Raw genomic sequence first — 25,866 nt, 5'->3', positions numbered from 1 at the left:
CGGCGGACTGTGCGCCTTGCTTCCGGCCCAAATCGGCTCAAACGCGATCCACTCACCAAACGTCAACAGCCCCTAGCAAACCCTGATCCACCGCAGCACGCCCCTGGCGCCACGCGCTATCATCGGTCTTTTTCTGGATTTCGATGGAGCGCACATGTCCTACCCGCAAGGAATGAGCCTGGCCGAACTGGCGCCTGGCGTGGAGCAGATTCTGCTGGCCGGCGACGGCTTTTCCGCCCGCATCGCGCTGCTGGGCGGCCAGTTGCTGGACTACCGCCGGGGCGAGCAGCCGCCCTTGTTCTACCTGTCGCCGCAATCGGCGTATCAGCCCGGCAAGGCGATACGCGGCGGCGTGCCGGTATGCTGGCCCTGGTTCGGCGCCCATCCTTCCGACGCCGCGCAGCCGGCGCATGGCGTGGCCCGCCAGCAGCTATGGACGCTGGCCGAAGCGTCCCGCGACGGCGAAGTGTTCCACGTGAAACTCAGCGCACCGCGCCACGGCGAGCTGTCGGCCGAGCTGGACTTCCGCATCGGCCCGGACGACATCGCCATCGAATTGACCACAGCCAACCATGGCGCATTGCCGCAAACCGTCAGCGCCGCGCTGCACAGCTATTTCGCGGTATCCGACATCGACAGCGTCGAACTGCTGGGGCTGGAGGGCGCGCCGGCGCACGACAAGCTCAGCGACCGCCGGCTGAATCTGCCTGCCCTGCCGTTCCGCTTTGACGGCGAGGTGGACCTGGTGGCCTACCGCGGCGGCGCCATCACGCTGCAGGATGCCGGCTGGCGGCGCGCCGTCCGCATCGCCAGCGCCGGCTCGCACAGCGCCGTGGTGTGGAACCCAGCGCCGGCCAAGGCGCAGCGGCTGGCGGACCTGCCGGATGCAGACTGGCGTCGCTTCGTCTGCGTCGAAACCGCCAACGCCGGCGACGATGCCCGCACGCTCGCGCCGGGCGCGGCGCATAAGCTGGCTTGCCGTGTGGATTTCTCTTGCCGCGACTAGGGGTTATAATCGATGACTTGCCGCCGGCAGCGATCCGGCGGCGTTTCCCCGCATACCGGAACATTGCAGCAATGGCACGACCAGACAAGATTTCCCGCTTCCTTCCGCTCACCTTTGCCAACGGCAACAGCGTGCGCCGTTTCGGCAAGCATTGCCCGCAATGCCGCTCCATGGTCAGCGCCGAACACATGGAAGGCATTGCCAGCCTGATGCAGGGCAAGATCTTTCTGTCCGCCGACGCCCGCTGCCCCAAATGCGGCGAAACCTTCCCGGTGGCCTGCGTCATCAGCGACGACAAGCGCGTGCATCGCGTGGTGCTGCCGCTGTGGATCTTCCGCATGTGGCTGAAATCCGCCACCCGGCACGACCCGCAACCCGTGGACAACGACAGCTGGCAAGTGGAGAACGAATCGCCGCAGGGCCTGATGCTGTCGGCCGACGCCGAGGTCGTCCGCTCCGAAGAAATCCTCGGCCGCTTCCAAGGCGAGCCGATCTGCGCCTGGATCGAATACCAGGGCCAGCGCTTCGTCTTCGACCGCGCCGCCTCCAGCAACAATCTGGCGCTGACGCCGAGCGAACTGCTGCTGGAAGGACGCTTGATCTACCGGCAGCAATAACGGCTGTCGGCGCGCCAAAGCAAAACGGCCAGGTTTCCCTGGCCGTTTCGCGTTTCAACTCCAGACTCAATGCACGCTGGCCGGGTAACGGCTGGCCACCCAACTTTCAAAGCGGTCGAACATCGCCGCGTCGCCGGCCGCGTTGTCGGCGATCAGCTCCGCGCCGTGCACCAGGCGGATATGCGCATCCAGATCGCCCGGGTACTGCGCCGGATAGTCGCGCGCGGCGGATTCGGCTATCAGCTTCTGCGCCTCGGCCCACGCTTGCTCCACGCTCTGGTTGCAGCTGTCGGCCAGATAGCGGGCGTTGAATGGCTCGCCGGTCAGGCTCAGCAGCGTGGCGTTGTGGTTGATGCTGTTGCCCGGGCCCCAGTAATGCTGGGCCAGCAGCGGGCCGATGGCCGGGTTGTCGGTGAGGTAGCCGAACTGCCGCAGGAAAAAGGCACGGGTCTGGTACACCGCCATATTGGCCAGCAGGTAGCCGTGATAAGCGGCGGCTGATTCCTGGTTCAGCAGATGCGGAATGGCCAGCAGCGGACGCGGGCTGACCTCGATGCCGAGGATGCGCCGCTCGCTGGCGCGCGCCAGTTCCAGCACGCGCTCGGCGGTCAGCTCGTTTTCCGGCAGCGCGTACAGCGCGCGCTCGAAGTAAGCGACGACGGCGATGGAGCGCTCGGCGTAGGCGGAAAACGGCTGGGCGGCCTCGATGCGGGCGCGGATCAGCTCGTCCGGGATCGCCTCGCCTTGGCTGTTGCGGGCGTAACGCTTCAACCAATCGGCATCGTCCAGCAGGCTGTCGCAGAACATGCTCTGGGTTTCGGCATACGCCATCGAAGTCGGCGCGAACTCCTGCGAGAAGCACGGCGAATTCTGCGTCACATTGGCGAAGTGCGCGGCATGGCCGCCTTCGTGGAACAGGGTGTTGATGGCGCGCGCGCCGCTGCCCACCTGATCCGGCTTGGCGTCGGCGGTGAAGTTGATCTGGCCGGGCACCCAGCTTGCGCCGTCGAAGAAGGACGGAATCGGACCATGGCAGAAGCCGTTCTGATACTTGCCCTGGCGCTCGATCAGGTCCAGCTGCATGGTCGCGCCACGGTACTGGATGCCCAGGCGGCGGAAACTCAGCACCCAGCGTTCCACCGCCTTGGAAAACGGCAGGTAGGGATCGATCTGGCGGGTGACGTCGCCGCTCATATGAAAGCGCAGGTTGTGGCCCTGCAAGGCAGCGGCGCCGTGCTTGGCCTGCAGCTCGTCCAGCGCGCGCTGGTTGGCGTCGCGGGTGCGCGCCTCGAAATCATCCAGAATGGCGAACAGCTGATCCGGCGTCATCTGCTCGTTCTTCTTCACCTTGTATTCGAAGTAGTCGGCGTAGCCCAGGCTGCGGGCCAGCTGGTTGCGCTTGCCGACGATGTCGAGAAAACCGTTGTCCAGCACCCAGCGCTCCAGGCCCAGCAAGGCGTCGTGCGAGCTTTTGCGCGCCGCCTCGTCGCGGTTGGTGCCCATATTGGTGGACAAGCCGCTCAGCGTCGCATTCTCGCGCTCGCCGGCCTCGTTGATGTGCTGCAATTGGTAATCGCGGCGCTGGGCGAACAGCTGAGATTCCAGCTCCACCAGCTCCGTCATCAACCGGCGCGCTTCCTCGCTTTCGATGATGTTGCTTGCAAACAGCGCCCGCCAGCCCTGGAAGCCGTGCAGCAGCGCGTCGCGCTCGGCGCCGGCCGGCAGCGCCTGTAGCTGGGCGATGGCGGACTGGGTTTGCGCCAGCCGCTCAGGGCTGGAGATGAAATCCTTGAACGCGGCTTCGGCGCGGGCGAAGCCGGCGTCGTCGTCGGACACCGCCATATAGGTGTCCCAGAACAGATCTTCCTTGGCCTTGTGGATGGCCAGATACTCGTGGTTGAGCGCGTCGAACTCGCCGCGCAGCGCTGCCAATGCAGTCATTCCCATTTCTCCTGAAGGGTGTCGCCGCTCGGATGGCGGCTTGTATCCAGCTGTAGTCAAAGACAGCGGCATGCATGAGCAAGTCTCATTTCAAAACGGGATCAAGGTCAAGCAGATACTGGGAATTGACCAAAAAAATCATGAGCCATGCGCATTGTTAGGGGCTGTTGACGTTTGGTGGGCGGTCGCGCCGGGATGCGTTTTGCGACGAATCGAGGCGTTTCGCGCGCCGCATAGTCATTCTCTGCCAGCACGGAACAACGAAGAGTCGGCGCGAAAGGCGCCCGGCCCTGCGGGTTTGGCCGCTTTGGGCCGGAAGCCGCGTTGCCCAGCCCTTGCATAGAATGACTATGCGGCGGACTGTGCGCCTTGCTTCCGGCCCAAATCGGCTCAAACGCGATCCACTCACCAAACGTCAACAGCCCCTAGCCACAACGCTCAGCCTGGCGGCCACCCGCACAGCGACGCTTCGCGGCCGGCCTCGACAAAGCCCAGCTTCCGGTACAAATCCAGCGCGTGATCATGGGCGTCGGCCACGATGACCAGCCGCGAGGTCCGTTGCAGCCCCCATTGCGCCAGATGGCTGAGCAGCTGGCTGGCCAGCCCCAGCCGCCGCACATGCGGCGCCGTGGTCACATGCTGGAAACGCGCCATGCCGGTCAACAGGAACAGGCCGGCGCAGCTGAGCAGCGCGCGGCCGTCGAACACGCCCCAGACGTGGCCTTGTCCGGCCGCTTCCCGTTCGAGCAAGCGCTGTTGACGGCCCTGCAGATAGGCGCGGTAATCGGCCTCGGCATGGCCAGGCTCGCGCGTATCCGTCAGCAACTGCCGCCATTGCGCCCAATCGGCCTCGCCGGCCAGCGGACGGATGCTCAGCCAGGGGCTGGCGGGAACCGGCCGCCGCTCCGACTCGCCCAGCAGCAGCACCGTGCTTTCGTGATAGCGATAGCCTGCGTCCAGCCAAGCGCGGTAACGCGCCTGGCAATCTTGACCGGTCTGCAGCCACCACAGCGTGCGGTGGCGGATGCCGGCATGGCCGGAGAAAGCGGCGTCAAAACGCGTTTACCAGTATTCCCGCCCCCGCAGCGCCGGCGGCTGGTCCAATAGCAAGGCATTGCCATGATAGAAATCGGCTTGTCCCGGGCTAAGCAAGCGCCAGCAGCCATCCTGCCGCTGCAAGGCGCTGCCCTCCAGCCGCCAGTCGCTTTCCGCGCCCAGCATGCCCAGGCTCAGCGCCAACGGCACCCGTCCATTGCGAGCCGGAGCCTCGACAAAACCGAGCCGCGCCGCCAGCTTGCGCGCAGGGCGATTGGTTTCGGCGGTGTCGGCCTCGATCCGGCGCAAGCCCAGCGCATTGAAAGCCGCGTCCAATACCATGCTGCCGGCTTCTTGCGCCAGGCCCAGCCCCCAAGCGGCTTCCGCCAGCTCCAGGCCGAAGCTGGCCACGCCGGGCGCGGCGCTGCCGCGCAAGTCGACCGAACCGATCAGCTCGCCGTTGTCGCGCCGCGCGATGGCCAGCTGCCAGGCGCGGCGCGGCGGGCGCTGCTGCTCGATGAAGCGCTGCAGCAGCATGGCGGCGTACGCCGGACTCAGCTCGCCCGCCGCGGCATGCCGGCCAAAGCCCGGCGTGCCGCGCAACGCTTGATAGGCCGGCAGGTCGTCGGCGCAAAAATCGCGCAGCAGCAGGCGGGATGAGATCAAGGGGAGATTCAACATAGGCCGCCCTTCTCCAGACGCATCTGTTCGGCGCGTTGCAAGAACTGCTGGCGCTCGAAGCGATCGTCGGGATGGAGGGGCGCGAATAATCGGCGCAAGGCTGGATCGGCTGGGCGCGACTCGTCGCCCAGCATGTCGCGCTGCAGATGGCGCGGCAGGAAGATAAAGAACGATGCCATGATGGCGGTACCTGTAAAGAACGATAAAGAGCGATGGAGGGCGCTTGCGGCCCTCCGGACTACCCTGGCGCCGGCGGATGGCTCCTTCGGCGCGGGAGCGCGCAGTCTGCGCGCTCGCCAACTACTCGTCAAGCATATTGTTCAGCGCTGCCCGCATCAGTGCTGGATACGTCCAGGTTCGTGCGACCGCTGATAAGCCTGCCGCCAGCGCCCCAGGCTGGTGCGCAGCACCGCGTCCATCAGACCCAGCTGCAAGCCCACCAGCGTGGCGTACAGCAGCATGCCCTGCTCGCTGGGCATCAGCGGCACCGCCCAATCGCTCAGGTGCGGATAAAGCAGCCAGGCCAAGGCCAGACCGGCCACCAGCGTCAGTTCCACCGCGCGCCAAGAACGGGTGCGCAACGCCAGCCGCGTAATGATATCGGTGAGGAAGAACACCAGACTGACGAGATAAAGGGCTACCATTGTTTTTCCTTTCCGCCATGGGCGCGCTGCCGCCGCGCCAGCCAAGTTTTCACTACCGCATCGGTCAGGCCCAGCTGCAAGCCAACCAAGGCGGCATAACACGCCATGCCGTAGGCGTCCGGCATCCACGGCAACAGCCAAAACGGCAGGCGCGGGTACAGCAGCCAGGCCAGCAGCGCCGTCAATCCGGCCAGCAGACGCAAAGCCGTCGCGCCGCGCTGCCGCAGCCAGTAACGCACGCTCACCGCGCTAGCCAAAAACACCAAGCAAACCAGCCACAGCACCGCGCTCGCTCCGCCGTCTTTCTTCGGTTATAGCCAGCCCAATCCGTACTTTCGGACAGGCGTACCCGCCATTCGTCAGAAAACCCGAACGCCATAAGCAAACAGCCCCGCTTTGGCGGGGCTGTTCAATCAGGACGCGGCTTTCAGACCGATGCGGGGCTGCGTCTTCCGCGCCACAAGCCGCGCAGGCCGATGGCGGAATACAGCAAAAGCGCCGCCCAGATCAGGGCAAAGCCCAGCGCGCGGTCAGGGCCGAACGGCTCGCCATACAGCAACACGCCCAGCGCCAGCTGGATGCTGGGGCCGATGTACTGGATCACCCCCACCGTGGCCAGCTTCAAGCGGCGCGCTCCGGCGGCGAACATCAACAAGGGCACCGCGGTGACCACCCCGGCGCCGACCAACAATAAGTCGCCTTGCCAGCCCAGATGGCCGAACGCACCATCGCCGCGCCAGGCGAACCATAACAGTGCGGCCAGCGCCAGCGGCGACATCAGGAAGGTCTCCAAGGCCAGCCCCGGCAGTGACGGCAGCGGCGCCATCTTGCGCAGCAGGCCATACAGGCCAAAGGTGGCCGCCAGCGACAGCGCGATCCACGGCAGCGCGCCGGCGCTGAGGGTCAGCCAGGCCACGCCCGCCGCGGCCAAGGCCACCGCCAGGCGCTGCGGCCGGCTCAGCCGCTCGCCCAGAAACAAGCGGCCCAGCAGCACATTGACCAAGGGATTGATGAAATAACCGAGGCTCGCCTCCACCACATGGCCGGCATTCACCGCCCAGATATAGATCAGCCAGTTCAGCGACAGCACGGTCGACGACAAGGCGAAGATGCCCAGCTGGCGCGGGCGGCGCAGCGCCTCGCGCAGATCGCCCCATTGCCGCAGCGCGCTGAGCACCAGCGCGACGAACAGGACCGACCACACGATGCGGTGGCACAGAATTTGCAAAGCCGGAACGCTGTGCAGCGGTTTCCAATACAGCGGGAACAGCCCCCAGCAGACGAAGGCGCCTACGGTGTACAGCACGCCGCGGCCGGCGCCATCGGATGAAGAAACAGACATGGGATTCTCGAAAACAATGCTCCAACAGACAGCTTACCCGTTTTGTCCGCTAGGAATAATCATTAAACCCTGCACAGTCCGTTCACAAACACTTAACAAAACAAAGATTTTTGCTGCACTGGCACATAAACCGCACTAGCATGCGCTGCCCCGCGCGATCCATTTGACGTTGACGTAAACGTCAACTATAGTCTGGCGGCATTAGGGTTAACACTCTAAGCTGCATCAGCCGCGCATACCCAGGGCACACGGTATAAAAATAAAGTGTCATCGCGTTGCTACGCAGCAGACGCCCGGCACATGCCGCCCACAAGGCCGCCCGCGGGCTGATCGCCACAAGCGAGCACGACAGGAGGAGAAACCATGTCAATCCGCCATGCAGACCTGGAAGAAAAATACACCGCCCCCACCGGCCAGGTACTGATGACAGGCATTCAGGCGCTGGTGCGCCTGCCCATGCTGCAACAACAACTGGACCAGGCCGCCGGCCTGAACACCGCCGGCTATGTCACCGGCTATCGCGGCTCGCCCTTGGGCAACGTCGACCAGACCATGATGAAGGCCAAGAAGCACCTGGACGCCCACAAGGTGGTGTTCCATCCCGGCCTCAACGAAGACCTGGCCGCCACCGCCATCTGGGGCACCCAGCAGGTCAATATGTTCGAGGGCGCCAAATACGACGGCGTCTATTCGATGTGGTACGGCAAGGGCCCCGGCGTGGACCGCTCCGGCGACGTGATCAAGCACGGCAACGTGGCCGGCACCTCCAAGCACGGCGGCGTGCTGCTGGTGTGCGGCGACGACCATGCGGCCAAATCGTCCACCTTCCCGCATCAGTCCGACCACATCCTGGCCGCCAGCATGATACCGGTGCTGTCCCCGTCCGGCGTGCAGGAAGTGCTGGACCTGGGCCTGCACGGCTGGGCGATGAGCCGTTATTCCGGCTGCTGGGTGGCGATCAAGGCCATCACCGACACCATCGAAAGCTCGGCCATCGTCGACATCTCGCCGGAACGCTTCGAATTCAAGATTCCCAAGGACTTCCCCATTCCGGAAGACGGCCTGAACATCCGCTGGCCGGACACGCCGCTGGCGCAGGAAAAGCGCGTGCTGCACCACCGCCTGTACGCCGCGCTGGCCTACGCTCGCGAGAACAAGCTGAACCGCATCACGCTGGATTCGCCCAAGCCGCGTCTGGGCATCATCACCTGCGGCAAGAGCTACCTCGACGTAATGCAGGCGCTGGACGACCTGGGCATCAGCAAGGTCCAGGCGGCTGAAATCGGCCTGCGCATCTTCAAGGTGGGCATGGTGTGGCCGCTGGAGCCGGAAGGCGTGCGCCAGTTCGCCGAGGGGCTGGAAGAGATTCTGGTGGTGGAAGAAAAACGCCAGATCATCGAATACCAGCTGAAAGAACAGCTGTACAACTGGCGCGACGACGTGCGCCCGCGCGTGGTGGGCAAGTTCGCCGAAAAAGGCGAATGGGCGCTGCCGCACGGCGATTGGCTGCTGCCGGCCGCCGGCGAGCTGACGCCGGCCATGATCGCCCGCGCCATCGCCAGCCGGCTGGCGCTGATCTACGACAGCCCGGTCATCCATGACCGCCTGAAGTTCTACGACGATAAAGAGGCGCAGCTGGTCAAACCGCGCGAATCCATCGCCCGCGTGCCGCACTACTGCTCCGGCTGCCCGCACAACACCTCCACCAAGCTGCCGGAAGGCAGCCGCGCCGTGGCCGGCATCGGCTGCCACTACATGGCGCACTGGATCACCCCGGAAAACACCAAAACCTTCACTCAGATGGGCGGCGAAGGCATCACCTGGCTGGGCCAGGCGCCGTTCACCACCACCAAGCACATTTTCACCAATCTGGGCGACGGCACCTACTTCCACTCCGGCATCCTGGCCATCCGCGCCGCGGTGGCCGGAAAAGTGAACATTACTTACAAGATCCTGTACAACGACGCGGTGGCGATGACCGGCGGCCAGCACGTGGACGGCTATCTGGACGTACTGATGATGACGCGCCAGCTGGCGGCCGAGGGCGTCAAGCGCATCGTGATCACCAGCGACGATCCGGAAAAATACAAGCATGCCCAGGGCCTGGCCCCCGGCATCGACGTGTTCCACCGCCGCGAACTGGACCGCGTGCAGCGCGAGCTGCGCGACACCGAAGGCGTCACCATCCTGATCCACGACCAGACCTGCGCGGCGGAAAAGCGCCGCCGGCGCAAGCGCAACGAATTTCCGGACCCGGCCAAGCGCGCCTTCATCAACGAGCGCGTGTGCGAAGGCTGCGGCGATTGCAGCCAGAAATCCGGCTGCCTGTCGGTGCTGCCGGTGGAAACCCCGCTGGGCCGCAAGCGCAAGATCGACCAATCGAGCTGCAACAAGGACTACTCCTGTGTCGAGGGCTTCTGCCCCAGCTTCGTCACAGTGGAAGGCGGCAAGCTGAAGAAGCCGGCCGGCGCCAGCGCCGATCTGGCCAAGATGCCGGCTCTGCCGGAACCGAAGATTCCGGCGCTGCACGAGCCGTTCGGCATCATGGTGACTGGCGTCGGCGGCACCGGCGTGGTCACCATCGGCCAGGTGCTGGGCATGGCGGCCTATCTGGACAACAAGGGCGTGACGGTGCTGGACATGGCCGGCCTGGCGCAGAAAGGCGGCTCGGTGTGGTCGCACGTTCGCATCGCCGAACATCAGGAACAGCTGCACGCCGTGCGCATCGCCGCCGGCGACGCCAACCTGGTGCTGGGCTGCGACCTGGTGGTGACCGCTGCGGAAGAAGCGCTGGCCAAGATGCGCGAGGGCTTCAGCTACGCCATCGTCAACAACTATGAATCGCCGACCAGCGGCTTCCTGAAAAACCCTGACCTGCGCTTCCCGGCCAAATCGATGAAGGACGCCATCATCGAATCGGTCGGCGCCGGCCGCTTCAGCGAGGTCAACGCCAACCGGCTGGCCACCGCGCTGATGGGCGACGCCATCGCCAGCAATATGTTCATGCTCGGTTACGCCTGGCAAAAGGGCCTGGTGCCGGTGTCGCTGGAAGCCATCATGGAAGCGGTGCGGCTGAACGGCGCGGCGGTGAAGTTCAACCAGGACGCCTTCAGCTGGGGCCGCCATGCCGCGCACGATCCGGCCCGGGTGGAAGCCTTGGTGACGCCGAGCGCCGTGGTCGCTTTCGTGCCGCGCGAAACGCCGGACGCAGTGGTCCATCACCGCGCCACCCTGCTCACCGCCTACCAGAACGAAGCGCTGGCCGAGCGCTACAAGGCGCTGGTGCAGCAGGTGAAGCAGGCCGAGGAAGCCGTCAACCCGGGCAGCACCGCGCTGACGCTGGCCGCCGCGCGCGCCTACTACCATCTGCTGGCCTACAAGGACGAGTACGAGGTGGCGCGGCTGTACAGCGACGGCGAGTTCCAGCGCGAGGTGGCCGCCCAGTTCGACGGCGACTACAAGCTGCGCTTCCACATCGGCGTGGCCTGGCTCACCGGCGGCCAGCCGCGCAAGATCGCCTTCGGCCCGTGGCTGATGCCGGCGATGAAGGCCTTGGCCAAGCTGCGCTTCCTGCGCGGCAGCGCGCTGGACCCGTTCGCCTGGCAGGCGGACCGCAAGCTGGAGCGCCGGTTGATCGCCGAGTTCGAACAGCAGCTGCCGACCGTGCTCTCGCGGCTGAATCTGGCCACGCTGCCGCAGGCGGTGGAATGGATGAAGACCTGGGAAGGCGTGCGCGGCTTCGGCCACATCAAGCTGCGCAACTACCAGCAGGCGAAGGCGAAGCAGGCCGAGCTGCTGGGCCATGCCGGCGAGCCGGGCAAACCGGCGGCCAGCGCCGCCGTGGCCTGAGCATAAGATTTTCCGCAGCTTTTGGCGCCGACTGCTGTCGGCGCCTTTTTTACGCCCTAGGGGCTGTTGACGTTTGCTGAGCGGTCGCGCCGGGATGCGTTTTGCGGCGAATCGAGGCGTTTCGCGCGCCGCATAGTCATTCTCTGCCAGCGTGGAACAACGAAGAGTCGGCGCGAAAGGCGCCCGGCCCAAATCGGCTCAAACGCGATCCCCGCAGCAAACGTCAACAGCCCCTGGACATGACAAGAAAATCTTCTATGTTTCAAGACATGCCAAAAGATTTTCACCGCCTGGAGACCATCACATGACCGCCCTGCTTCGCCGCGCCGCAATCGCCTCGCTCAGCCTGATCCTGATCGCGTGTTCCAGCAACCCGCCGGCCAAAATGGCCGGCTGCATCGGCAGCGTGATGCCGCCGCCCCTTGGCATGAGCGCGGCGCAAAACCCGACGCTGCTGGCGCAAGCCGTGGGCGCGCCGGGTAAGGGAGGGCTGTGCGAAGGGACGGTCTACCAGCAGGATGCCGGCGCCGCCGTGCTCGTGTACCGGGTGTGGGACGACAGCAAACCCAGCTCGCAGATGGGGCGCTGGTGGTCGTTCAGCCAACCGCAGGGACCGGTGGCGCAATACCGCGCCGAAAACGCGATCTGCCCTTCGTGGAGCCAGCTCAACCACGTGGTGCGCTGCCAGCTGAAAGCCGGCGCCCAGGTGGCGGTCGGCACCGGCCAGAGCGCCGCTTGCGCGCCCGATCCGGACTACCCGCCGTCGCCGGTCAACCAGGTCTATGTCCCCAACAGCAGCCCGGACGGCCTGTTGGTGGAAAACTGCCAGGATGCAGGGAGCTTCCCGCCTGCGCAGTAACACTGCGGCCGGATATGCTCACAATGGCACAGCCGCCAGGATAGGGGCTAAGCGCGCAGCCCGCGGCAAGTTTCGCCTATGCCGGCCTGGATGCACAGATCGAACAGCGAATCGAAACGCGTGGGGGTGTAGTTGATCAGCGCGCAGGGAACGCCGGCGCGCGCCGCTTCCAGCGGGATCAGATTGACCGGCGACACCTCCAGCGACGAGCCCATCACCAGCAGCAGGTCGGCGTTCAGCGCCGCCTGGAAGGCCACGTCGATCAGCGGCACCGCCTCACCGTACAACACCACATCCGGCTTCAGCACCGCGCCGCAGCGACGACAGGGCGGCACCTCGTGCTGCTGCACATAGTCGAGCGGATGCGGCGTCTCGCAGTCCGGACAGCTGGCGCTGAGCAAGGTGCCGTGCATCTCCAGCACGCGGCGGTTGCCGGCGCGGCCGTGCAGGCCATCGATATTCTGGGTCAGGATGGTGACTTCCTTGCCGGCCTGCTCCAACGCCGCCAGGAAACGGTGGCCGTCGTTGGGCTGGTAGTCGCCCACCAGCTTGATGCGGAAGATTTCGCGGAAGGCTTGCCAAAAGGCGGCCGGCGCGCGACGGAAGTAGTCGATGGACACCACGTCGGCCAGGCTCATATCCCGCGACCACAGGCCGTCGGCGGAGCGGAAATCCGGAATGCCGGATTCGGTGCTCATGCCGGCGCCGGTCAACACGGCGATCCGCCCGGCATCGTCTATCAGTTGCTGCAGATACTGCCGCTGTTGCTCAGTCGCGCTCATCATCCATCCTTGCATGCCACTCCCGGCACTATAGCGCAGGGCTTATGGCGCCGGATACTTGATCGCATTCTTGACCATCTTGTCCCGAACCGCCTGATCCAGATCGACGCCGGTGACCATCGCCAGCCGGGTCAGGTACAGCAACACGTCGGCGATCTCTTCCTGCAGATGGGTAAAACGCGCCGAATCGTCGCGCAAGGCCGCGGCGCCGTCATCGCCCAGCCATTGGAAGATTTCCGCCAGTTCTCCCACTTCGCCCACCAGGGCCAACACCAGATTGCGCGGCGAGTGGTGGCGGTTCCAGTCGCGCTCGTCGGCAAAACGCTGCAGGGCCGCGGTCAGGCCGCGGGTATCGATCAAAATCTCGTCGCTCATATTCATCCATTCCCGTTTCACGTGAAACATCCAGGCACCGACACAGACAGTAGCAATCTCACAGCAGGCCAGGCTCTGGGCGTTGTCTGCGGATACTTGCCGGGCAAACGAAAATGCCCGGCCAGGCCGGGCATCGTCAAGCCATGCAAACAGACGCGTTAAATCAGGTCTTCCGCCTTCAGCGCCTGCTGTACCGCCGGCAATTCCGCCACCCGTTGCAGGAAAGCCAGCAGCGCCGGATAGTCGGCCAGCGAACGATGCACATATTGCGCCCAGGAGAGGCAGGTGAACAGATAGGCATCGGCCACGCTGAACTGGTCGCCCTGCAGATAGGGCGTGGTTTCCAGCTGACGCTGCAGCAAGGCCAAACGCGGTTGCAGCCGCTGCCACGCCTCGTCCTTGGCCGCGTCGGTCTTGGCGAAGAACAGCGGCGAGAAGTTCTTGTGGATTTCGGTGGCGATGAAGTTCAGCCATTCCTGCAGCCGGTAGCGCTCCAGCGTGCCATTGGGCGGCGCCAGCTTCTTGTCCGGCGCATGGTCCGCGATGTACTGCAATATCGCCGCGCCCTCGGTCAGCAGCTCGCCATTGTCCAGCTGCAGCGCCGGCACATAGCCCTTGGGATTGATGGCGGAGAAATCAGCGCCGCTGGCCGTGGTATGCGGCATTTCGCGCAGATTGACCTTCTCAGAAGAAAACGGCAGGCCGCTGGCGATCAGGGCAATATGAGAGGCCAGCGAGCAGGCTCCAGGCGAATAATACAGTTTCATCTCACGACTCCTTGCTGAATGGAAAGGATGGGACGCACCGCAAACCCAGCCAGCGTGTGCCAAAACTCGGTCGATTGCAACCACGTTCCGCCCAGGGCCAAACCCCTCAGCCCAGCAGCGACACCAGCCACTCGATACGCAGATTCCACCCGGCAAAGCCTGCCAGCCAGAACAGGATGCCGGCGGCGCCGAATCCCCAGGCGGCGAACAGCGGCAGCAGATTGGCAGACAGCGCGGCCACCGCCGCGCAGGCCACCGCGATGGACAGCGCCGCGTCGCTGATGTCGAACAAGTCGTGACGCGCATTCAACGTTTCCATGCCCTGCTCCTTGGCCTGGGCTTTGCGCTGCAAATCCTGGCTCTCCTGCTTGTAGCGTTCCAGCTCATGCTTCAGCTGTTGCTGCTGCGGCTTCAAGGCCCCCGCGCTGGCGGGATTGGCGATGGCCAGCATCTCGGCCTGGCGCAGACTGGCCTCGGCCAGGTGCAGCTTGATTTTCTTGGCCTGGTATTCCGACCAGGCATCCGCTACGTCGGCCTTCTGCAGCTGGCGGGTCTGCACGATATTGTCGTCCTTCAGCTTGCCCAGGCCCATCAGCACCGACAGCAGCACCACGGTCAGCGCCACCCAGCTGTTCAGGCGCTTCTTTTCCGCTTCCACGCTGATTTCCACTTCCATATCGCTTCTCCCATGCGTTTGTGTTTCCGCACAGCATAACGCGATCAAGCGGAAATGGTTGCTCAGCCGCCGGTTTTTTTGGAAAACAGCCGCGGCCGCTCATCGCGCGGGCCGCCGGCTTTCATCTGCGCGAACAAGGCTTCCACGCGGGCGCGCGCCCATGGCGTGCGGCGCAGGAAGACCAGGCTGGACTTGATGCTGGGGTCCTGGCTGAAGCAGCGGATGTCGATCCGGCTGGCCAGGCCATCCCAGCCGTAATGCGCCAGCAGCTGGTTCAGCATCATTTCCAGCGTGACGCCGTGAGTGGGATTATTGGCCTGCGTGCTCATGCCGCGCGTCCTGTCTAAATGAAGAAAGCCGCGAGTGTAAGCCCGCGGCGTGGCGCCAGCCAAGTCACTTGGAGGAGGCGGATTTGCGGCTGCGCGGCGCCTTGGGCTTTTTCGTCGGCGCCGCGGTCGACGGCGCCGCCTCGACGGTAGGCTCCGGCGCGGCCGGCCTGACGCCGGGCACCCCCATGGCCAAGGCCATGCGGCCCAGCCGCTGCTGCTTGTCCACGCTGATCGGCCCGGCCGCCGACAACAGCAGCATCACCAGTTCCAGCGCCATTTCGCGCTGCTGATCGGTGGGCAGCAGGTCCTTGATGGTGGCCAGCGCCCGTTTCTCATCGTTGCGCACCAGCCAGGTCTGGCGCCGCACCACCTGCTTGAACGCCTCCAGCGTCAGATCCTCGCCCAGGCCGGTATCCTGCATCACGCGGCGGATGGCGTTGAACGGCCGCACATCCACCACGCCGTTGCCGATGGCGACATAGATCAGCAAACGCAGGAAACCGTCCACCGCGCCGCCCTCGGAGTAATGCTGCTCCAGCTCGCGCTTCTTCAGCCGCAGCATCTCGTCGCGCTCCCAGCCGGCATGGTAGCCCGGCACGTGATAGGCCCGCTTCGGATGCAGGCCCACCAGCGCGGCGGTCAGCGGCGCGTCGTAGACGGCGCGGAAAGTCATTTCCTTCAGCGCGTCGCGCTGGTCGCGGTAACCGTCCAGCACGCTCGCGGTCCAGTCGGATACCGTCTGCTGCCACTGCCAGAACGGATTGTCCTGGGACACCGGCTTGCGCGCCGCCCTCACCTTGTCGGCCCAGTCCGACAAACCGGTCAGCAGCGGATTGCGGCTGGAGAACCAGCGCCGCTCGAAGCGCGACGGATGCATTTCGCGCAGCAGATGGGCGCTCCACGGCGAGCCGCCGGCCCTGACCCACGGCGAAACGAAGCAGTCGTACAGCTGCTGGTTGATCTCCGCCACCCGCTTCACCACCTGGAAAGCGCGCTCGCCCTCGCGGCCATCGCCCAAGGCCAGGATGTCTTCCACCTCGCGCGGTTCGAAGCGGATGACGTAACGGCCTTGCAGATACTGCAGGCCAGGCGTTTCCGGGTGGGTATCGGTGATCACCGCCTCGTACAGTCCCGGCGGCAGCACATCGATCAAGTCCAGCGCGCTGGCCAGCTCGCTGTGCTCCTTGTTGGCCACGCCGGCGGACACGAAGATGCCCAAATGGCCGATCTGCTCATGCAGGCAGTAGACTATGGTCTGCTCATTGCCGCGGATGTCCTCGACGGAGTTGTAGAGGTCGGCGATCCAGTACAGCGCCTGCTGCGGCGGCGTGATGTTGTCGCCCCAGGACGCGAACACGATGATGGGCGAGCGGATCTGCCGCAAATCGATGCGCACCGCGCCCTCGTCCAGATACACCTCGCCGCGGCTCAGGCGGTTGCCGACGAACAGGTTCTGGCTGATCCACTCCATCTCCTCCTTGTTCAGCAGATAGTGGCCGCCCCACCAGCGCTCGAACTCCAGAAACCGCCCGCGTTCGGTATCGACATGGGTGTATAGATGGTGGCCCTTTTTCCAATAGGTGTTGGCCGGGTCCAGCTGCTCGAAGTTGGACACCAGATGCGCGCCGTCGAACTGGCCGTGGCCCAGGTCGCCGGTCAAGGAAGCCAGCCAGGTGCCGCCCAACAGGCCGCCCTGGTAGCGCATCGGGTTCTTGCCGGCCACGCCGGCCCAGTACGACAGCGGCGAGCCGGCCAGCAAGATGGGGCCGACATCGTCCGGCGCCGAGGCCGCCACCATCGCCAGCGCCCAGCCGCCCTGGCAATTGCCGATGACGAACGGTTTGCCGGCATTGCCCGGATGCAGCTCGCGCACGCGCTTGAGGAAGGCTTTCTCGGCCCGCCATACGCACTCTATGGTTTGCCCCGGCACCGGCACCGGAAAGAACATCACGAAATAACAGGGGTGGCCTTGGCGCAGCGCGATGCCGATCTCGCTGTCCATCTTGAAGCCGCCGATGCCCGGACCGTGGCCGGCGCGCGGATCGATCACCACGAACGGGCGCAGGCTGGCATCGGTCGGCGTGCAGTTGGCCGGCGGGCGGATCGCCGCCAGCGCGTAGTTGACCGGCTGCGGCAGCTCGCGGCCGTCCATGATGATGTCGAAATCAAACACCAGCACCGGCGGGTTGCCGGAGGCCGCGTGCTCCAGATAGGTGTCGCCGCGCTCGCGCAGCACATCGCAGAACAACAGCCCGCGCTGCAGCGCATCCGTCCAGTAGTCCATCCAGTGCTGCCCCAGCGACCACCATCCTGCTTTGTCGGACTCTGCCATGCCCCGCTCTCCCTTTGTCAACAGCTTTCACTGTAGTCCACCATGCTGCAGCGCACCGCATCCTGCGCCAAGAACTTAGGGGCTGTTGACGTTTGGTGAGTGGATCGCGTTTGAGCTTCGCCAAACCCGCAGGGCCGGGCGCCTTTCGCGCCGACTCTTCGTTGTTCCGCGCTGGCAGAGAATGAAATGCGGCGCGCGAAACGCCTCGATTCGTCGCAAAACGCATCCCGGCGCGACCGCTCTCCAAACGTCAACAGCCCCTAGGAGGTCCCGCGCTTTAACAAAGCTGAACATCCGGTTTGCCCGCCGCAATACTCCGCTGACAAATTTGGCCGATACTGCCGATAGCTCATGCACTAACAGGAGTACCCGCCATGCCTCTGCTCTACAGGTCATTGCTTCTTGCCAGCATTCTCTGCGTCAGCGCCGCTCAAGCCGCGGAAACGGCTGAGCCACCGCATCCGGATAGGCAGATGGACCCGGCCATGCACCAGAAAATGATGGCCAGGCATATGCAGATGTTGCATGACAAGCTGAAACTGCAGCCGCAACAGGAAAGCGCCTGGCACGACTTCGTCGAGGCCATGAAGCCGCGCAAGCCCATGCCGCCGAAAGAGGGCCAGGATAGTGCGCCGGAAAGAATGGAACAGATGATGCAACAGCAGCAGGCCGAAATGCAGCAACGCCTGGACGCGTTGAAAGCTTTTTACGGACAGCTGACGCCTGAACAGCGCAAAGTGATGGACAACTTGCATCGCCCGGGCGGCGAGTGGCAACATCGCGGCAAGCGCGAGGCATCCAGCCCGAATCACGGCTGAACGGCGCGGCGGGGCCGTCTCTGATCAGGCTTGCTCCGCCGCCTTGCTGAGGGGGAGGCTGCGGCCAATTTAAGCGCGCTTCCTGTTTTATGCCTGACACGCTGCGCTTGCCGCGTTCGGTCAGCGCCGGACCGGCATCCGTCCCCGCGCGGCGGATGCAAAGCGATAAATACCCTCAACCGACTGCACGACTCGCCATGACAAGCCGCCAGCTTTCATCCCTGCTGTTATTGCTCGTTGGACTGGCTGGCCCGGCGCTCGCCGGCGCCGATAGGCCAAGTGACGATATGTCCCTCAACTGGCGCGGTGGCCACTGGCGCCATGGCAACCATGATGGCCGCTACGGCTGGTGGTGGGTCGTGGGCGGCATATGGTATTTCTACCCGACTCCGATCTATCCCTACCCTGCGCCCAAGGCGCCGGCGACGCCGGCCGCTCCGCCCGCTCCGCCCGCTCCGGCCCGCCCCTCGCAACCGATGGCGCCGGCCGGCTGAGGCCGCCATGCCGTTTAGAAACGGCGCTTAAGACATAGAAACACAATCGCGCCGCCATCTCCGCACGCTGGGCAAAACAGGGAGTCATACTGAAATCAGGCTTGGCCGCCGGTCAGGCCATCGCGCGGAGGCGCATCGAACAGATCGCCCCGAATCGCCGCTCACGCCCAAGAAGGAGTTCACAATGAAACTGTTCGCTCCACTAATGGCCGTTCTGCTCATGTTGTTGTCCAACCTGGCCAGCGCCCAGGATGCCAACACCCGGCCGTTCGACAGCACCGTGGTGCTGCCCAGCGTGCCCTTGTCGCTGCATGAGATGAACCAGCCCGTTAAACCCAGCGACGTCGTCGCCAAGCCCGCGCAATGAGCCCACGCCCTGCCATCCCGGCAGGGCTGTCTTTATCGGCCGAACCAGCGGTCGCCGAAATTCACCAGCAGCACGCCCGCCACCACCAACAGCGCGCCGATCAGCCGCGCCGCGCTCAGATCGCGCAGCGGCATAGCCAACCAGCCAAAACGATCGAACAATAGCGAAGTGCACACCTGCCCGGCGATGATCAGCGACACCATAGTGGCTACGCCCAGCCGCGGCGCCAACAGCGTGGTGCCGAACACGAAACCGGCGCCCAGCACGCCGCCCAGCAGCATCCACCACTCCACGCGGCTCAGCGCCGCCAGGCTCTGCCAACGCTGGCCGGTAGCCAGGCTGAGCAGGGCCAGGGTCAAACACCCGACGCTGAACGACACCAATGCCGCCAGCAGCGTGCTGCCGCCTATCAGCTGGCGTAATTGATTGTTCACCGCAGCCTGCATCGGCACCACTACGCCGACCAGGAACGCCAGCAGCGGAAAGATTGCCTGCATTGTCATCCCCTCTTATTCAATATCGTTCCACTGCCACGGCGCGCGCCGGCGCCTCATACGGTTCCGGCCACCAGTCGTCTATGCGCCGGATCAGGCCATCCTGGATGGTGAAGAAACTGATGCCGGACATCGTCTGCTGTTCCACGTGAAACGCGATCTCGCTGACCGCCTGATCGCCATCGGCCAGCACGCGGACAATCTCCAGCCGCCAGTCGCCCGGATAGGTGGCATTGAATGCCACGTATTGGTCCACGCCGCGGATCCGTTCGCGCGTCTGCGGCACCCGGTATTCGACATCCGGATGCAAGGTGTCGGCGAATCCGGTCCAGTCGCGCGCATTGGCGCATTCCCAATAGCGGCGGATCAACTGTGCGGACATGTCGGCTCCCGATCTATTCGAAGGCAAACAGGTTAATGGAATTATTTGCCTGGCGCGCGGCTATTGCGCGTATAGGCGCAAAAGCCGGGCTTGGGGCCGATCTTGGGATGGTTGCGGCAGGTATTGGGGCGGCGCTCGTAAATGGTGCAGCGCCGGGTCTGCGCGTCCAGATACAGGCAATCGCCGTTGGCGCGCTGCGCCAAGGTGAACAGGCTGTTCTTGAAATTGAAATGCTGGATCACCCGCTGCTTTTCCAGCCGCTTGGCGATGTTCTTGATCGGCTCTTCCAGCTCGAACTCGTCCACCACGCCGATGCGCACCAAGTCCGGCAGCTTCACTTCCACCGGCATGGTGCAACAGGACGCCATGCAGTCGCCGCACAGGCCGTTCTTGTACTTGATCCAGGTTTCCAGGCGATTGATATCGGCCACGTGGCATCCTTAACACATTGAATACGCGATACTTTCCCGTTGCGGGAAAGCGCGCATTCTACGGACGCCGCGTCAAACCGGCAAGCGGAAGGCGCGCAGCCAGCGCGCCGTCTCGTCCGGGCCGCGCAGCACATGCCACTGCGCCAGCGGATGCGCGTCGCGCAGCGCGGCCAGTTCGGCGCGGCGCTTGCCGTGGCTGCGCCAGGCCCACAGCAGCAGGGAATCTTTGGAAAACAACGTGCCGCGCAAGGTTTCGCGGTTGCCATGCGCCAGCGCCTCGCCGCGCCATGCCCGCAAGAGGCTGCGGCGCACGATGCGCCAAGCCATCAAGCTGAGGGGATAATCCAGCCAGACCACCAAGTCGGCGCGCGGCAGCAACTGGCGCAGCGCGGAACCATAGCAGCCTTCGGCCAGCCAGCGCTCGCCCTGCGCCAACGCCGCCACTCTGGCCTCGAACCCCTCCTGGCGAACCCACCCCGGCCCCCAGAACCATTCGTCCAGCTCCACCAGCGGCAAGGCCAGCGCGCGGCCGAGCGACTTCGCCAAGGTGCTTTTGCCGGCGCCGCTGCCGCCGACGATCAGCACCCGGCGCGGCGTCTCACATCCCGGCATAGCTGCGCAGAATGGCGGCGATGCGCCAGCGATGGTCGCGGTCGTGTTCGGCCAGTTGCTCCACCAGGCCCAGCACATTGATCGTGGTGCCGTCGCCGCGGATGCCGCTGCGGCCCAATTGCTTGGTATCCAGGCTTTTCAACTGCGCCAGCAGCGCCGCCCGTTGCGCGGTGAAGGCCGCAATGCCGGCCTCGCCGTCGCGCGCATGATAGGCGCGCGCCGCGGGCCAGTGCGACACCTCCATCGGCGCCAGCTGCGGCCGCTCCTCGCTCAGCACGCGGCGGATGCGCATGCCGTACAGATCGGTCTCGCAATCGTGCACATGCCAGACATGCTCCAACAGCGGCGAACGATCATGTATCGGCTGGCGGCCCCACACCTCGCCCGGCAAGCCGGACAGGGTCCTGCGCAAAAACACCGGCAGTTCTTCCAGCTGGATCAGCAGCTGCGAGTAGGCCTGCAGCAGCAAGGGGTGCTCAGTCATCGCGCTCCGCCTCCCGTCCCAGCCTGTCGCACGGATGCGCGGCACGATTGACCCGCGGCAGCACCTCAGGCAGATAAATCTCTTGAATCGCCGCCAATTTGCCGTGCGCCTCCCAATGGCCGCGGCTTTCCCAATGCTCCACCAGCACAAACTGGCTGGCGTCGGCCTGGGAATGGTAGGCCTCCCACAACAGACAGCCCGGCTCGGCCAGACACAGCGGCCGCATCCGCGCCAGCGCGGCGGCCACCGCCGGCGCCTCGGCCGGCTTCTTTACTTGCAGCGTCACAATCAACGGAAACATGGCATATCCCGGTTTGAAGTGAGCCCATCGACTCAATAGAATTCCATCTGGCGCAGGCCGACGTAGCGCGGCGCAATAAAGCCATGCTCGCGGTCGCGCCAATAATCGTCCAGCAGCATGGGAGGAAACACCGTCTTGTCGGCAAACTCGCCGCGCGCCAACCAGGCCGCCTCAACGATGTGCTCGCGCACCGCTTCCTCGGCGCTGCAATCGATGGCGCCGCCCAGCAGCTTGCCGGTGAACCAGAACTTGCACTCGCGGGTTTGCGGGCTGGCGAATTCCTCGATATAGGCCAGCGGCCCGATTTCCACCCGCAACCCGCACTCTTCCCACGCTTCGCGCCGCGCGGCGTCCGCCAGCGGCTCGTCATCGATGGCCCCGCCGCCCGGCGCCACCCAGAAGTCGTACACCCCCGGCTTGCAATGCCGCACCATCAGTACCCTGCCCTCATGCTCGACGATCACGCCGGCGGCTATGCGATGTTGCATGCCATTCCTCCCTGTAAACCGGCCAGTATACCAAATCAAATATGTATTTGGCATTACATGAAACAAGGCGGTTGGCAGAAAAATGCGCGTTCAGGGGCGGTAGACGATCAAGGGGATTTCCATCTCGTCCGGATGCACGCCGGCATGCGTGCCGGCCAATTGCAGCTTGCGCTCTCCGGGCAGCGTGTCGCGCAGGTTCCAGCCCGGCTTGGCGATCAGCGCCACGTCGCCGCAGCGATGAGCCAGGTCGGGATGCGCCGGCCCCGGGCCAAACACGCCGGCAGCCAGCAGTTCCGCGCTTGGCTCCACCCAGCAGGCGTGGCCCAGCCGCGCGCGCGCCAGCTCGATGAAACGCTCCATGCAGCCTGGCTTCACATGGCAGTAGCTCATGCGCGTCTCGCCGGATAGCGGGCGCGCCAACAAGCTGTACAGTTCCGGAATCTCGTCCACATCCAGCCATTGTTCGGCCGGCGCGGCGACAAAACCGTGGTCGGCAATCGCCACCACCGCCGCGTCGTTCTGCTTGGCCGCGTCCAGCAGGCGGCCGAAATCGCCGTCCAGCTCGGCCAGCAGCCTGACTGCCGCCTCGTCGTCCGGGCCGATCTCGTGCATCAGCGTGTCCATCTGCCGCAGATACAAATAATGGAAAGCCGGCACCGGCGAATACAGCCGCGCCGTGAGCTGGACGAAGGCATCCTCGGAATCGCGGTAAGGCAGGCGCATGCTGCTGCCGGCATGGTGGCGGCTGCATGGCGAGTGGCAGATGTCCTCCGGCAACATCAGGAAAGCCGGGCGGGAAAAACGCTCGAACAGCGGCGGCGCGCTGAACAGCGTATCGGCCAGCTGCTGCGGCGCGCTGGCGCTGCCAGCAGAATGGCGCACATATAGCGGCAAGGGCGCGATGATTTCCTCGCCATGCAACTGATGCCAGCCTATCAGGCCGTGGCGGCCCGGCGGCTGGCCGGTCAACACCGTGGTCACCGCCGCCGCCGTCGTGGGCGGAAACACGCTGCTCAAGGTGGCCCGCCGCCGCAGATTCAAGCGGGTTTCCGGCCCCAGCCGCCGCAGCTGCGCCGCGCCCAGGCCGTCTATCAGCAACAGGCAGACATGGCGGTGATGGCCAATGCCGGCCAGCACATCCGTGGCCAGCGGCGGATAACCCAGATCCGGGCCGCCCAGCTCCCAACTCAGCGTCTGCATCAGGTTGAGCAGGCCGCCGCCTTGATAATCCGGCCAAGCGGCCCCGGAACAACGGGATTTCAGATTGGACATGGCGGCTATGCCGATTGGGAAAACCGCATTGTTGTCCTCGCCGCCCGGCCCGTCAACGACTGACCGCGCCATGCTAGCTCGACAAGGCCACAAACTCGCCGCACAGCCGGCCCGCCTGCGCGCCATCATGTTCCAACACCGACGTCACCGCAATGCGGGCCTTGCCGCGACGCGACAAGGTTTTGATGAAACGCGGCCAGCTATCCGCTTCCGCTAGGAAGGCGCGCGCAGAAAACTCACCGGCGATGGTTTGCTCATACTCCATGCTGTTGCGCTGGATAAGCAATGTAGCGTTCCGGTCCTCGGCCCTCAGCCGGATATGCAGCAAGGACCAAGCCGCCAGGATGGCCAGCGCCGACCCGCTGCCGCCAAACACCGTCGCGCAATGGTTGATATTGGGCGCCAGCGGCGCGGTCAGCCTCACTTGGTCCGGATCGATGGCGGCCACCGATACCTCCATCGCGCGGGACAGCGGGATGTGCTGGTGCAGATAGGCTTGCAGTTGCTCAGCGTGCATGGCGTCTCCTGGAGCCGGGCATGATAAGGCCATTCTCAGCGACGCTCATGCTCAGAACGGCGCCTTGGCCAGCGGCTGGAATTGCTGATTGACGCTGCCGGACAGCTCCACATTGTCCGGATTCAGCATCCGCGCCGGCGCGCCGGCGGAAAAGTCCATCTGGTCCAGGTCCACCCGGATCACGTTGGGACTGCTGGCCAGCTCGAAGAAATACTGGCGGTTGCTCAGGTCCGCCACGGTACGGTATTCGGTGTCATAGCTCGACCCCGGCGTCTTGTACGGCGCGTTGAACGGCACCGAGGTATTGCGCGCGACGGACAGGATGGACGCCACCGCCTGGCGCTGGCTCTGCGGCTCGCGCAGCGTGCTCAGGAAGTAGTTGGCGCGGATGAAGCGGTCCACCGGATTGACATTGCCCGGCAGCGGCGTCTCGCGCGTGGCCTGGGAGAAATCCCACTTCTTCAGTTCCGCCAGCTGCTGCGCATACGGCGGATCGTTGGTCAGCACGCGGAATTCCCGGCCGTGATAGATCTGCGGCTTGCCGTCAACGTACTGGATCAGCGCCGAATCGCCGCTGGCATCCTCAATGGCCAGATGCAGCGAGGACTTGAAGCCGGCGAATTCCACCATCACCGGCTGGATGGCTCTCATCACCTCCAGCGCCTCCGCCACCGTCGCCGCGTTGTCCAGCAGATACTGGCCCCACAGCCCGGCCTGCACGCCCTGCTTGCCCGGTTCGCGCGCGCCGTAGTCGGTGGCGGTCAGGAACAACAGGTGCATGGCCAGTCCCTTCTCGTTCATGCCATCCACCGCGCCGACGCCATAGGCCGATGTCACCACGCTGCCGTATTTGGAGGTCCAGCGCGCCGCATTGTCCTTGATCACGGTGGCCGGCCCCAGCTTGCCGCCATCGCGCGCCATGCCGCGCGGCAGGATCATCAGCCGGGGTTGGGTGGATTCGGCCCAGTCCATGGACCGCCCTGCCAGCACGGCGAGATGGTTGGTATTCCACAGCGTGCGGGTGCAGGCATCCGCCACCGGGGACCACAGCGCGAACGAAGTCGTCGACGCGATCAGCAGGCTATGCAAGGCAGTCTTCATATCCATCCGGGACCCTTTATCGAAAATTATCAAAAACTTATAGACAGCGCCTAAGGCGAGCGGTTCCATGCCGCGCAGACGGAAACCGCCCGGCAAAGCCCGAGCAAGCCGAAAAATCAGGCCGCCACCGGACATGCCCAGCGGATATCAGGGCGGGAAACGCGGCGCTTACAAGGTGTATGCCAGCCAGCCCCACATCGCCAGCAACAGCGCGTTGGAAGTCAGGAAGGCCAGGAAACGGTGGATCGGGTGATTGTAGCCAAGGTGGATAACGGTATGGACCAGACGCAGCGCGACATAGCCCCAAGCCAGCGCCAGCACGGCCGGCGTGGCCAGATTCTTGGCGATGACGATGGCGCCGGCCACGTAAAACAGCACAGGCGCCTCGAACAGATTGGAGAAATTGCGCGCCAGCTTCACCTCGCTGTCCGGCGGAGCGTCGCCCTGCATCAGCCGGTAATAACTGCCCTTCACCCGCCCGGAACGGGCATTGGCGAAACGGGCGCGTCCCAGGCGGATGCCCACAAAGAAAGTCAGCAATACCAGCGCGAACATCGGGTAGATCATCATCGTCCCTTTCATAGAACCGCAATCGCTTCCCATCTCGTCTTGCAATGCCAACCATGTTGGCCTCCGGCCATCCCGTGGCACTCATTTCTCAATCAGCCTCTGCAAAAGCTCGGGCCGGGCTGAAAGCATGGTCCTGATATTTCCGCAGCAAAGGCATGAATGCCTCCGCCTGCATCCGGTACAGCGCCTCGGCATCGTCCAGTCTCGCCTTTATCGAACGGATTTCCATGCGTTCGCTCCCGACACGTTAACCGCACCATCAAGTTAAATTCAAATGCATTTGAATTTACCAGTTTCGAT

32 protein-coding genes are annotated in these 25,866 nt (G+C 64.7%); 7 read left to right on the top strand and 25 right to left on the bottom strand.

Annotation, left to right across the window (positions count from 1 at the left end):
* Positions 1–154: 154 nt before the first annotated feature.
* On the top strand, positions 155–1,006 hold the full coding sequence (locus tag QUG01_RS09355; protein ID WP_500829892.1) for a D-hexose-6-phosphate mutarotase: 852 nt from the start codon (positions 155–157) through the stop codon (positions 1,004–1,006).
* A gap of 71 nt (positions 1,007–1,077) precedes the next feature.
* The gene (locus tag QUG01_RS09350) at positions 1,078–1,623 is read left to right on the top strand and encodes a CpXC domain-containing protein (protein WP_071110697.1); all 546 of its coding nucleotides are present in this window, start codon (positions 1,078–1,080) and stop codon (positions 1,621–1,623) included.
* Positions 1,624–1,689: 66 nt separating this feature from the next.
* On the opposite strand, the gene QUG01_RS09345 is transcribed toward QUG01_RS09350, so the two are convergent.
* From QUG01_RS09345 to rarD, 7 genes are all read right to left on the bottom strand, one after another.
* On the bottom strand, positions 1,690–3,564 hold the full coding sequence (locus QUG01_RS09345) for a M3 family metallopeptidase (protein WP_500829891.1): 1,875 nt from the start codon (positions 3,562–3,564) through the stop codon (positions 1,690–1,692).
* Between the two features lie 438 nt (positions 3,565–4,002).
* On the bottom strand, positions 4,003–4,491 hold the full coding sequence (locus tag QUG01_RS09340) for a GNAT family N-acetyltransferase (RefSeq protein ID WP_500829890.1): 489 nt from the start codon (positions 4,489–4,491) through the stop codon (positions 4,003–4,005).
* Positions 4,492–4,626: 135 nt separating this feature from the next.
* A complete protein-coding gene (locus QUG01_RS09335) occupies positions 4,627–5,280 on the bottom strand; it encodes a GNAT family N-acetyltransferase (protein WP_500829889.1) in 654 nt (217 codons plus the stop codon).
* The gene (locus QUG01_RS09330) at positions 5,274–5,459 is read right to left on the bottom strand and encodes a hypothetical protein (RefSeq protein ID WP_500829888.1); all 186 of its coding nucleotides are present in this window, start codon (positions 5,457–5,459) and stop codon (positions 5,274–5,276) included. Before QUG01_RS09330 ends, QUG01_RS09335 begins: the two co-directional genes overlap by 7 nt.
* A 156-nt stretch (positions 5,460–5,615) precedes the next feature.
* On the bottom strand, positions 5,616–5,924 hold the full coding sequence (locus tag QUG01_RS09325) for a hypothetical protein (RefSeq protein ID WP_103318813.1): 309 nt from the start codon (positions 5,922–5,924) through the stop codon (positions 5,616–5,618).
* Complete coding sequence (locus QUG01_RS09320) at positions 5,918–6,169, bottom strand: hypothetical protein (protein WP_500829887.1); 252 nt, start codon at positions 6,167–6,169, stop codon at positions 5,918–5,920. Before QUG01_RS09320 ends, QUG01_RS09325 begins: the two co-directional genes overlap by 7 nt.
* 182 nt (positions 6,170–6,351) lie before the next feature.
* Complete coding sequence (gene rarD, locus QUG01_RS09315; protein WP_500829886.1) at positions 6,352–7,266, bottom strand: EamA family transporter RarD; 915 nt, start codon at positions 7,264–7,266, stop codon at positions 6,352–6,354.
* A 363-nt stretch (positions 7,267–7,629) separates the two neighbouring features.
* Between rarD and QUG01_RS09310 the strand changes: the two genes are divergently transcribed.
* Both QUG01_RS09310 and QUG01_RS09305 read left to right on the top strand, forming a co-directional pair.
* Entirely contained in the window at positions 7,630–11,115 is a 3,486-nt protein-coding gene (locus tag QUG01_RS09310) for an indolepyruvate ferredoxin oxidoreductase family protein (protein WP_500829885.1), read from the top strand.
* A 304-nt stretch (positions 11,116–11,419) separates the two neighbouring features.
* Positions 11,420–11,974 carry a hypothetical protein gene (locus tag QUG01_RS09305; RefSeq protein WP_500829884.1) on the top strand — a complete coding sequence of 185 codons (555 nt, stop codon included), beginning with the start codon at positions 11,420–11,422 and terminating at the stop codon, positions 11,972–11,974.
* 47 nt (positions 11,975–12,021) lie between these two features.
* Here the strand turns inward: QUG01_RS09305 and QUG01_RS09300 are convergent, their stop codons facing one another.
* The 6 genes from QUG01_RS09300 to QUG01_RS09275 form a co-directional block, all read right to left on the bottom strand.
* Positions 12,022–12,756, bottom strand: coding sequence for an NAD-dependent protein deacylase (locus tag QUG01_RS09300; protein WP_500829883.1), 735 nt, complete (start codon positions 12,754–12,756; stop codon positions 12,022–12,024).
* 42 nt (positions 12,757–12,798) lie between these two features.
* Positions 12,799–13,131, bottom strand: a complete 333-nt coding sequence (locus tag QUG01_RS09295; protein ID WP_500829882.1) for a nucleotide pyrophosphohydrolase — start codon at positions 13,129–13,131, stop codon at positions 12,799–12,801.
* Between the two features lie 158 nt (positions 13,132–13,289).
* Positions 13,290–13,898: a glutathione transferase GstA gene (gene gstA / locus QUG01_RS09290; RefSeq protein WP_500829881.1), complete on the bottom strand. Its 609-nt coding sequence runs from the start codon at positions 13,896–13,898 to the stop codon at positions 13,290–13,292.
* A 106-nt stretch (positions 13,899–14,004) separates the two neighbouring features.
* Positions 14,005–14,574, bottom strand: coding sequence for a DUF4337 domain-containing protein (locus QUG01_RS09285; RefSeq protein WP_500829880.1), 570 nt, complete (start codon positions 14,572–14,574; stop codon positions 14,005–14,007).
* Between the two features lie 62 nt (positions 14,575–14,636).
* Positions 14,637–14,903, bottom strand: a complete 267-nt coding sequence (locus tag QUG01_RS09280) for a VF530 family protein (protein ID WP_500829879.1) — start codon at positions 14,901–14,903, stop codon at positions 14,637–14,639.
* A 64-nt stretch (positions 14,904–14,967) separates the two neighbouring features.
* Entirely contained in the window at positions 14,968–17,235 is a 2,268-nt protein-coding gene (locus QUG01_RS09275; RefSeq protein ID WP_500829878.1) for a DUF3141 domain-containing protein, read from the bottom strand.
* A 374-nt stretch (positions 17,236–17,609) separates the two neighbouring features.
* On the opposite strand from QUG01_RS09275, the gene QUG01_RS09270 reads away from it, so the two are divergent.
* The 3 genes from QUG01_RS09270 to QUG01_RS09260 all read left to right on the top strand — a co-directional run bounded on the left by QUG01_RS09270 (position 17,610) and on the right by QUG01_RS09260 (position 18,914).
* The gene (locus QUG01_RS09270; protein WP_500829877.1) at positions 17,610–18,053 is read left to right on the top strand and encodes a Spy/CpxP family protein refolding chaperone; all 444 of its coding nucleotides are present in this window, start codon (positions 17,610–17,612) and stop codon (positions 18,051–18,053) included.
* A gap of 287 nt (positions 18,054–18,340) precedes the next feature.
* Positions 18,341–18,547, top strand: a complete 207-nt coding sequence (locus tag QUG01_RS09265; RefSeq protein ID WP_500829876.1) for a hypothetical protein — start codon at positions 18,341–18,343, stop codon at positions 18,545–18,547.
* A 184-nt stretch (positions 18,548–18,731) separates the two neighbouring features.
* Positions 18,732–18,914: a hypothetical protein gene (locus QUG01_RS09260; protein WP_500829875.1), complete on the top strand. Its 183-nt coding sequence runs from the start codon at positions 18,732–18,734 to the stop codon at positions 18,912–18,914.
* Positions 18,915–18,946: 32 nt separating this feature from the next.
* Here QUG01_RS09260 and QUG01_RS09255 read toward each other — a convergent pair whose 3' ends face one another.
* The 12 genes from QUG01_RS09255 to QUG01_RS09200 form a co-directional block, all read right to left on the bottom strand.
* Positions 18,947–19,411, bottom strand: a complete 465-nt coding sequence (locus QUG01_RS09255; RefSeq protein ID WP_043626947.1) for a DMT family transporter — start codon at positions 19,409–19,411, stop codon at positions 18,947–18,949.
* Between the two features lie 16 nt (positions 19,412–19,427).
* Positions 19,428–19,790: a nuclear transport factor 2 family protein gene (locus QUG01_RS09250; protein WP_500829874.1), complete on the bottom strand. Its 363-nt coding sequence runs from the start codon at positions 19,788–19,790 to the stop codon at positions 19,428–19,430.
* A 41-nt stretch (positions 19,791–19,831) separates the two neighbouring features.
* Entirely contained in the window at positions 19,832–20,221 is a 390-nt protein-coding gene (locus tag QUG01_RS09245; RefSeq protein WP_043626951.1) for a YkgJ family cysteine cluster protein, read from the bottom strand.
* Between the two features lie 72 nt (positions 20,222–20,293).
* Entirely contained in the window at positions 20,294–20,833 is a 540-nt protein-coding gene (locus QUG01_RS09240; RefSeq protein WP_500829873.1) for a P-loop NTPase family protein, read from the bottom strand.
* The gene (locus QUG01_RS09235; protein WP_500829872.1) at positions 20,820–21,317 is read right to left on the bottom strand and encodes a DinB family protein; all 498 of its coding nucleotides are present in this window, start codon (positions 21,315–21,317) and stop codon (positions 20,820–20,822) included. The genes QUG01_RS09240 and QUG01_RS09235 overlap by 14 nt, the downstream gene beginning before the upstream one ends.
* Positions 21,310–21,618 carry a putative quinol monooxygenase gene (locus QUG01_RS09230; RefSeq protein ID WP_500829871.1) on the bottom strand — a complete coding sequence of 103 codons (309 nt, stop codon included), beginning with the start codon at positions 21,616–21,618 and terminating at the stop codon, positions 21,310–21,312. Before QUG01_RS09230 ends, QUG01_RS09235 begins: the two co-directional genes overlap by 8 nt.
* 32 nt (positions 21,619–21,650) lie before the next feature.
* Positions 21,651–22,106, bottom strand: a complete 456-nt coding sequence (locus QUG01_RS09225; protein WP_500829870.1) for an NUDIX domain-containing protein — start codon at positions 22,104–22,106, stop codon at positions 21,651–21,653.
* Between the two features lie 90 nt (positions 22,107–22,196).
* Positions 22,197–23,378, bottom strand: a complete 1,182-nt coding sequence (locus QUG01_RS09220; RefSeq protein WP_500829869.1) for an alkaline phosphatase family protein — start codon at positions 23,376–23,378, stop codon at positions 22,197–22,199.
* 73 nt (positions 23,379–23,451) lie between these two features.
* A complete protein-coding gene (locus QUG01_RS09215; RefSeq protein WP_043626958.1) occupies positions 23,452–23,895 on the bottom strand; it encodes a YiiD C-terminal domain-containing protein in 444 nt (147 codons plus the stop codon).
* A gap of 51 nt (positions 23,896–23,946) precedes the next feature.
* Positions 23,947–25,002 (bottom strand): linear amide C-N hydrolase, encoded by a 1,056-nt coding sequence (locus QUG01_RS09210; RefSeq protein WP_500829868.1) that lies wholly within the window; start codon positions 25,000–25,002, stop codon positions 23,947–23,949.
* 162 nt (positions 25,003–25,164) lie between these two features.
* A complete protein-coding gene (locus QUG01_RS09205) occupies positions 25,165–25,566 on the bottom strand; it encodes an MAPEG family protein (RefSeq protein ID WP_500829867.1) in 402 nt (133 codons plus the stop codon).
* Between the two features lie 88 nt (positions 25,567–25,654).
* Positions 25,655–25,795 carry a hypothetical protein gene (locus QUG01_RS09200; protein ID WP_500829866.1) on the bottom strand — a complete coding sequence of 47 codons (141 nt, stop codon included), beginning with the start codon at positions 25,793–25,795 and terminating at the stop codon, positions 25,655–25,657.
* Positions 25,796–25,866 lie beyond the last annotated feature (71 nt).

The organism is Chromobacterium sp. CCUG 76385, from assembly GCF_059916625.1.
Note: the sequence above shows the minus strand (reverse complement) of the source record. Positions and strands in the feature narration are given on the sequence as shown.

What these genes read in the sequence shown, in the direction of transcription:
- QUG01_RS09250 (WP_500829874.1), bottom strand. Translation starts at nt 19,790, where the DNA reads ATGTCCGCACAGTTGATCCGCCGCTATTGGGAATGCGCCAATGCGCGC.
- QUG01_RS09205 (WP_500829867.1), bottom strand. Translation starts at nt 25,566, where the DNA reads ATGATGATCTACCCGATGTTCGCGCTGGTATTGCTGACTTTCTTTGTG.
- QUG01_RS09215 (WP_043626958.1), bottom strand. Translation starts at nt 23,895, where the DNA reads ATGCACGCTGAGCAACTGCAAGCCTATCTGCACCAGCACATCCCGCTG.
- QUG01_RS09305 (WP_500829884.1), top strand. Translation starts at nt 11,420, where the DNA reads ATGACCGCCCTGCTTCGCCGCGCCGCAATCGCCTCGCTCAGCCTGATC.
- QUG01_RS09255 (WP_043626947.1), bottom strand. Translation starts at nt 19,411, where the DNA reads ATGCAGGCAATCTTTCCGCTGCTGGCGTTCCTGGTCGGCGTAGTGGTG.
- QUG01_RS09200 (WP_500829866.1), bottom strand. Translation starts at nt 25,795, where the DNA reads ATGGAAATCCGTTCGATAAAGGCGAGACTGGACGATGCCGAGGCGCTG.
- QUG01_RS09310 (WP_500829885.1), top strand. Translation starts at nt 7,630, where the DNA reads ATGTCAATCCGCCATGCAGACCTGGAAGAAAAATACACCGCCCCCACC.
- QUG01_RS09225 (WP_500829870.1), bottom strand. Translation starts at nt 22,106, where the DNA reads ATGCAACATCGCATAGCCGCCGGCGTGATCGTCGAGCATGAGGGCAGG.
- QUG01_RS09345 (WP_500829891.1), bottom strand. Translation starts at nt 3,564, where the DNA reads ATGACTGCATTGGCAGCGCTGCGCGGCGAGTTCGACGCGCTCAACCAC.
- QUG01_RS09355 (WP_500829892.1), top strand. Translation starts at nt 155, where the DNA reads ATGTCCTACCCGCAAGGAATGAGCCTGGCCGAACTGGCGCCTGGCGTG.
- QUG01_RS09280 (WP_500829879.1), bottom strand. Translation starts at nt 14,903, where the DNA reads ATGAGCACGCAGGCCAATAATCCCACTCACGGCGTCACGCTGGAAATG.
- QUG01_RS09270 (WP_500829877.1), top strand. Translation starts at nt 17,610, where the DNA reads ATGCCTCTGCTCTACAGGTCATTGCTTCTTGCCAGCATTCTCTGCGTC.
- QUG01_RS09285 (WP_500829880.1), bottom strand. Translation starts at nt 14,574, where the DNA reads ATGGAAGTGGAAATCAGCGTGGAAGCGGAAAAGAAGCGCCTGAACAGC.
- QUG01_RS09295 (WP_500829882.1), bottom strand. Translation starts at nt 13,131, where the DNA reads ATGAGCGACGAGATTTTGATCGATACCCGCGGCCTGACCGCGGCCCTG.
- QUG01_RS09260 (WP_500829875.1), top strand. Translation starts at nt 18,732, where the DNA reads ATGAAACTGTTCGCTCCACTAATGGCCGTTCTGCTCATGTTGTTGTCC.
- QUG01_RS09235 (WP_500829872.1), bottom strand. Translation starts at nt 21,317, where the DNA reads ATGACTGAGCACCCCTTGCTGCTGCAGGCCTACTCGCAGCTGCTGATC.
- QUG01_RS09275 (WP_500829878.1), bottom strand. Translation starts at nt 17,235, where the DNA reads ATGGCAGAGTCCGACAAAGCAGGATGGTGGTCGCTGGGGCAGCACTGG.
- QUG01_RS09350 (WP_071110697.1), top strand. Translation starts at nt 1,078, where the DNA reads ATGGCACGACCAGACAAGATTTCCCGCTTCCTTCCGCTCACCTTTGCC.
- gstA (WP_500829881.1), bottom strand. Translation starts at nt 13,898, where the DNA reads ATGAAACTGTATTATTCGCCTGGAGCCTGCTCGCTGGCCTCTCATATT.
- QUG01_RS09230 (WP_500829871.1), bottom strand. Translation starts at nt 21,618, where the DNA reads ATGTTTCCGTTGATTGTGACGCTGCAAGTAAAGAAGCCGGCCGAGGCG.
- QUG01_RS09335 (WP_500829889.1), bottom strand. Translation starts at nt 5,280, where the DNA reads ATGTTGAATCTCCCCTTGATCTCATCCCGCCTGCTGCTGCGCGATTTT.
- QUG01_RS09265 (WP_500829876.1), top strand. Translation starts at nt 18,341, where the DNA reads ATGTCCCTCAACTGGCGCGGTGGCCACTGGCGCCATGGCAACCATGAT.
- QUG01_RS09210 (WP_500829868.1), bottom strand. Translation starts at nt 25,002, where the DNA reads ATGGATATGAAGACTGCCTTGCATAGCCTGCTGATCGCGTCGACGACT.
- QUG01_RS09330 (WP_500829888.1), bottom strand. Translation starts at nt 5,459, where the DNA reads ATGGCATCGTTCTTTATCTTCCTGCCGCGCCATCTGCAGCGCGACATG.
- QUG01_RS09240 (WP_500829873.1), bottom strand. Translation starts at nt 20,833, where the DNA reads ATGCCGGGATGTGAGACGCCGCGCCGGGTGCTGATCGTCGGCGGCAGC.
- QUG01_RS09300 (WP_500829883.1), bottom strand. Translation starts at nt 12,756, where the DNA reads ATGAGCGCGACTGAGCAACAGCGGCAGTATCTGCAGCAACTGATAGAC.
- QUG01_RS09325 (WP_103318813.1), bottom strand. Translation starts at nt 5,924, where the DNA reads ATGGTAGCCCTTTATCTCGTCAGTCTGGTGTTCTTCCTCACCGATATC.
- QUG01_RS09220 (WP_500829869.1), bottom strand. Translation starts at nt 23,378, where the DNA reads ATGTCCAATCTGAAATCCCGTTGTTCCGGGGCCGCTTGGCCGGATTAT.
- rarD (WP_500829886.1), bottom strand. Translation starts at nt 7,266, where the DNA reads ATGTCTGTTTCTTCATCCGATGGCGCCGGCCGCGGCGTGCTGTACACC.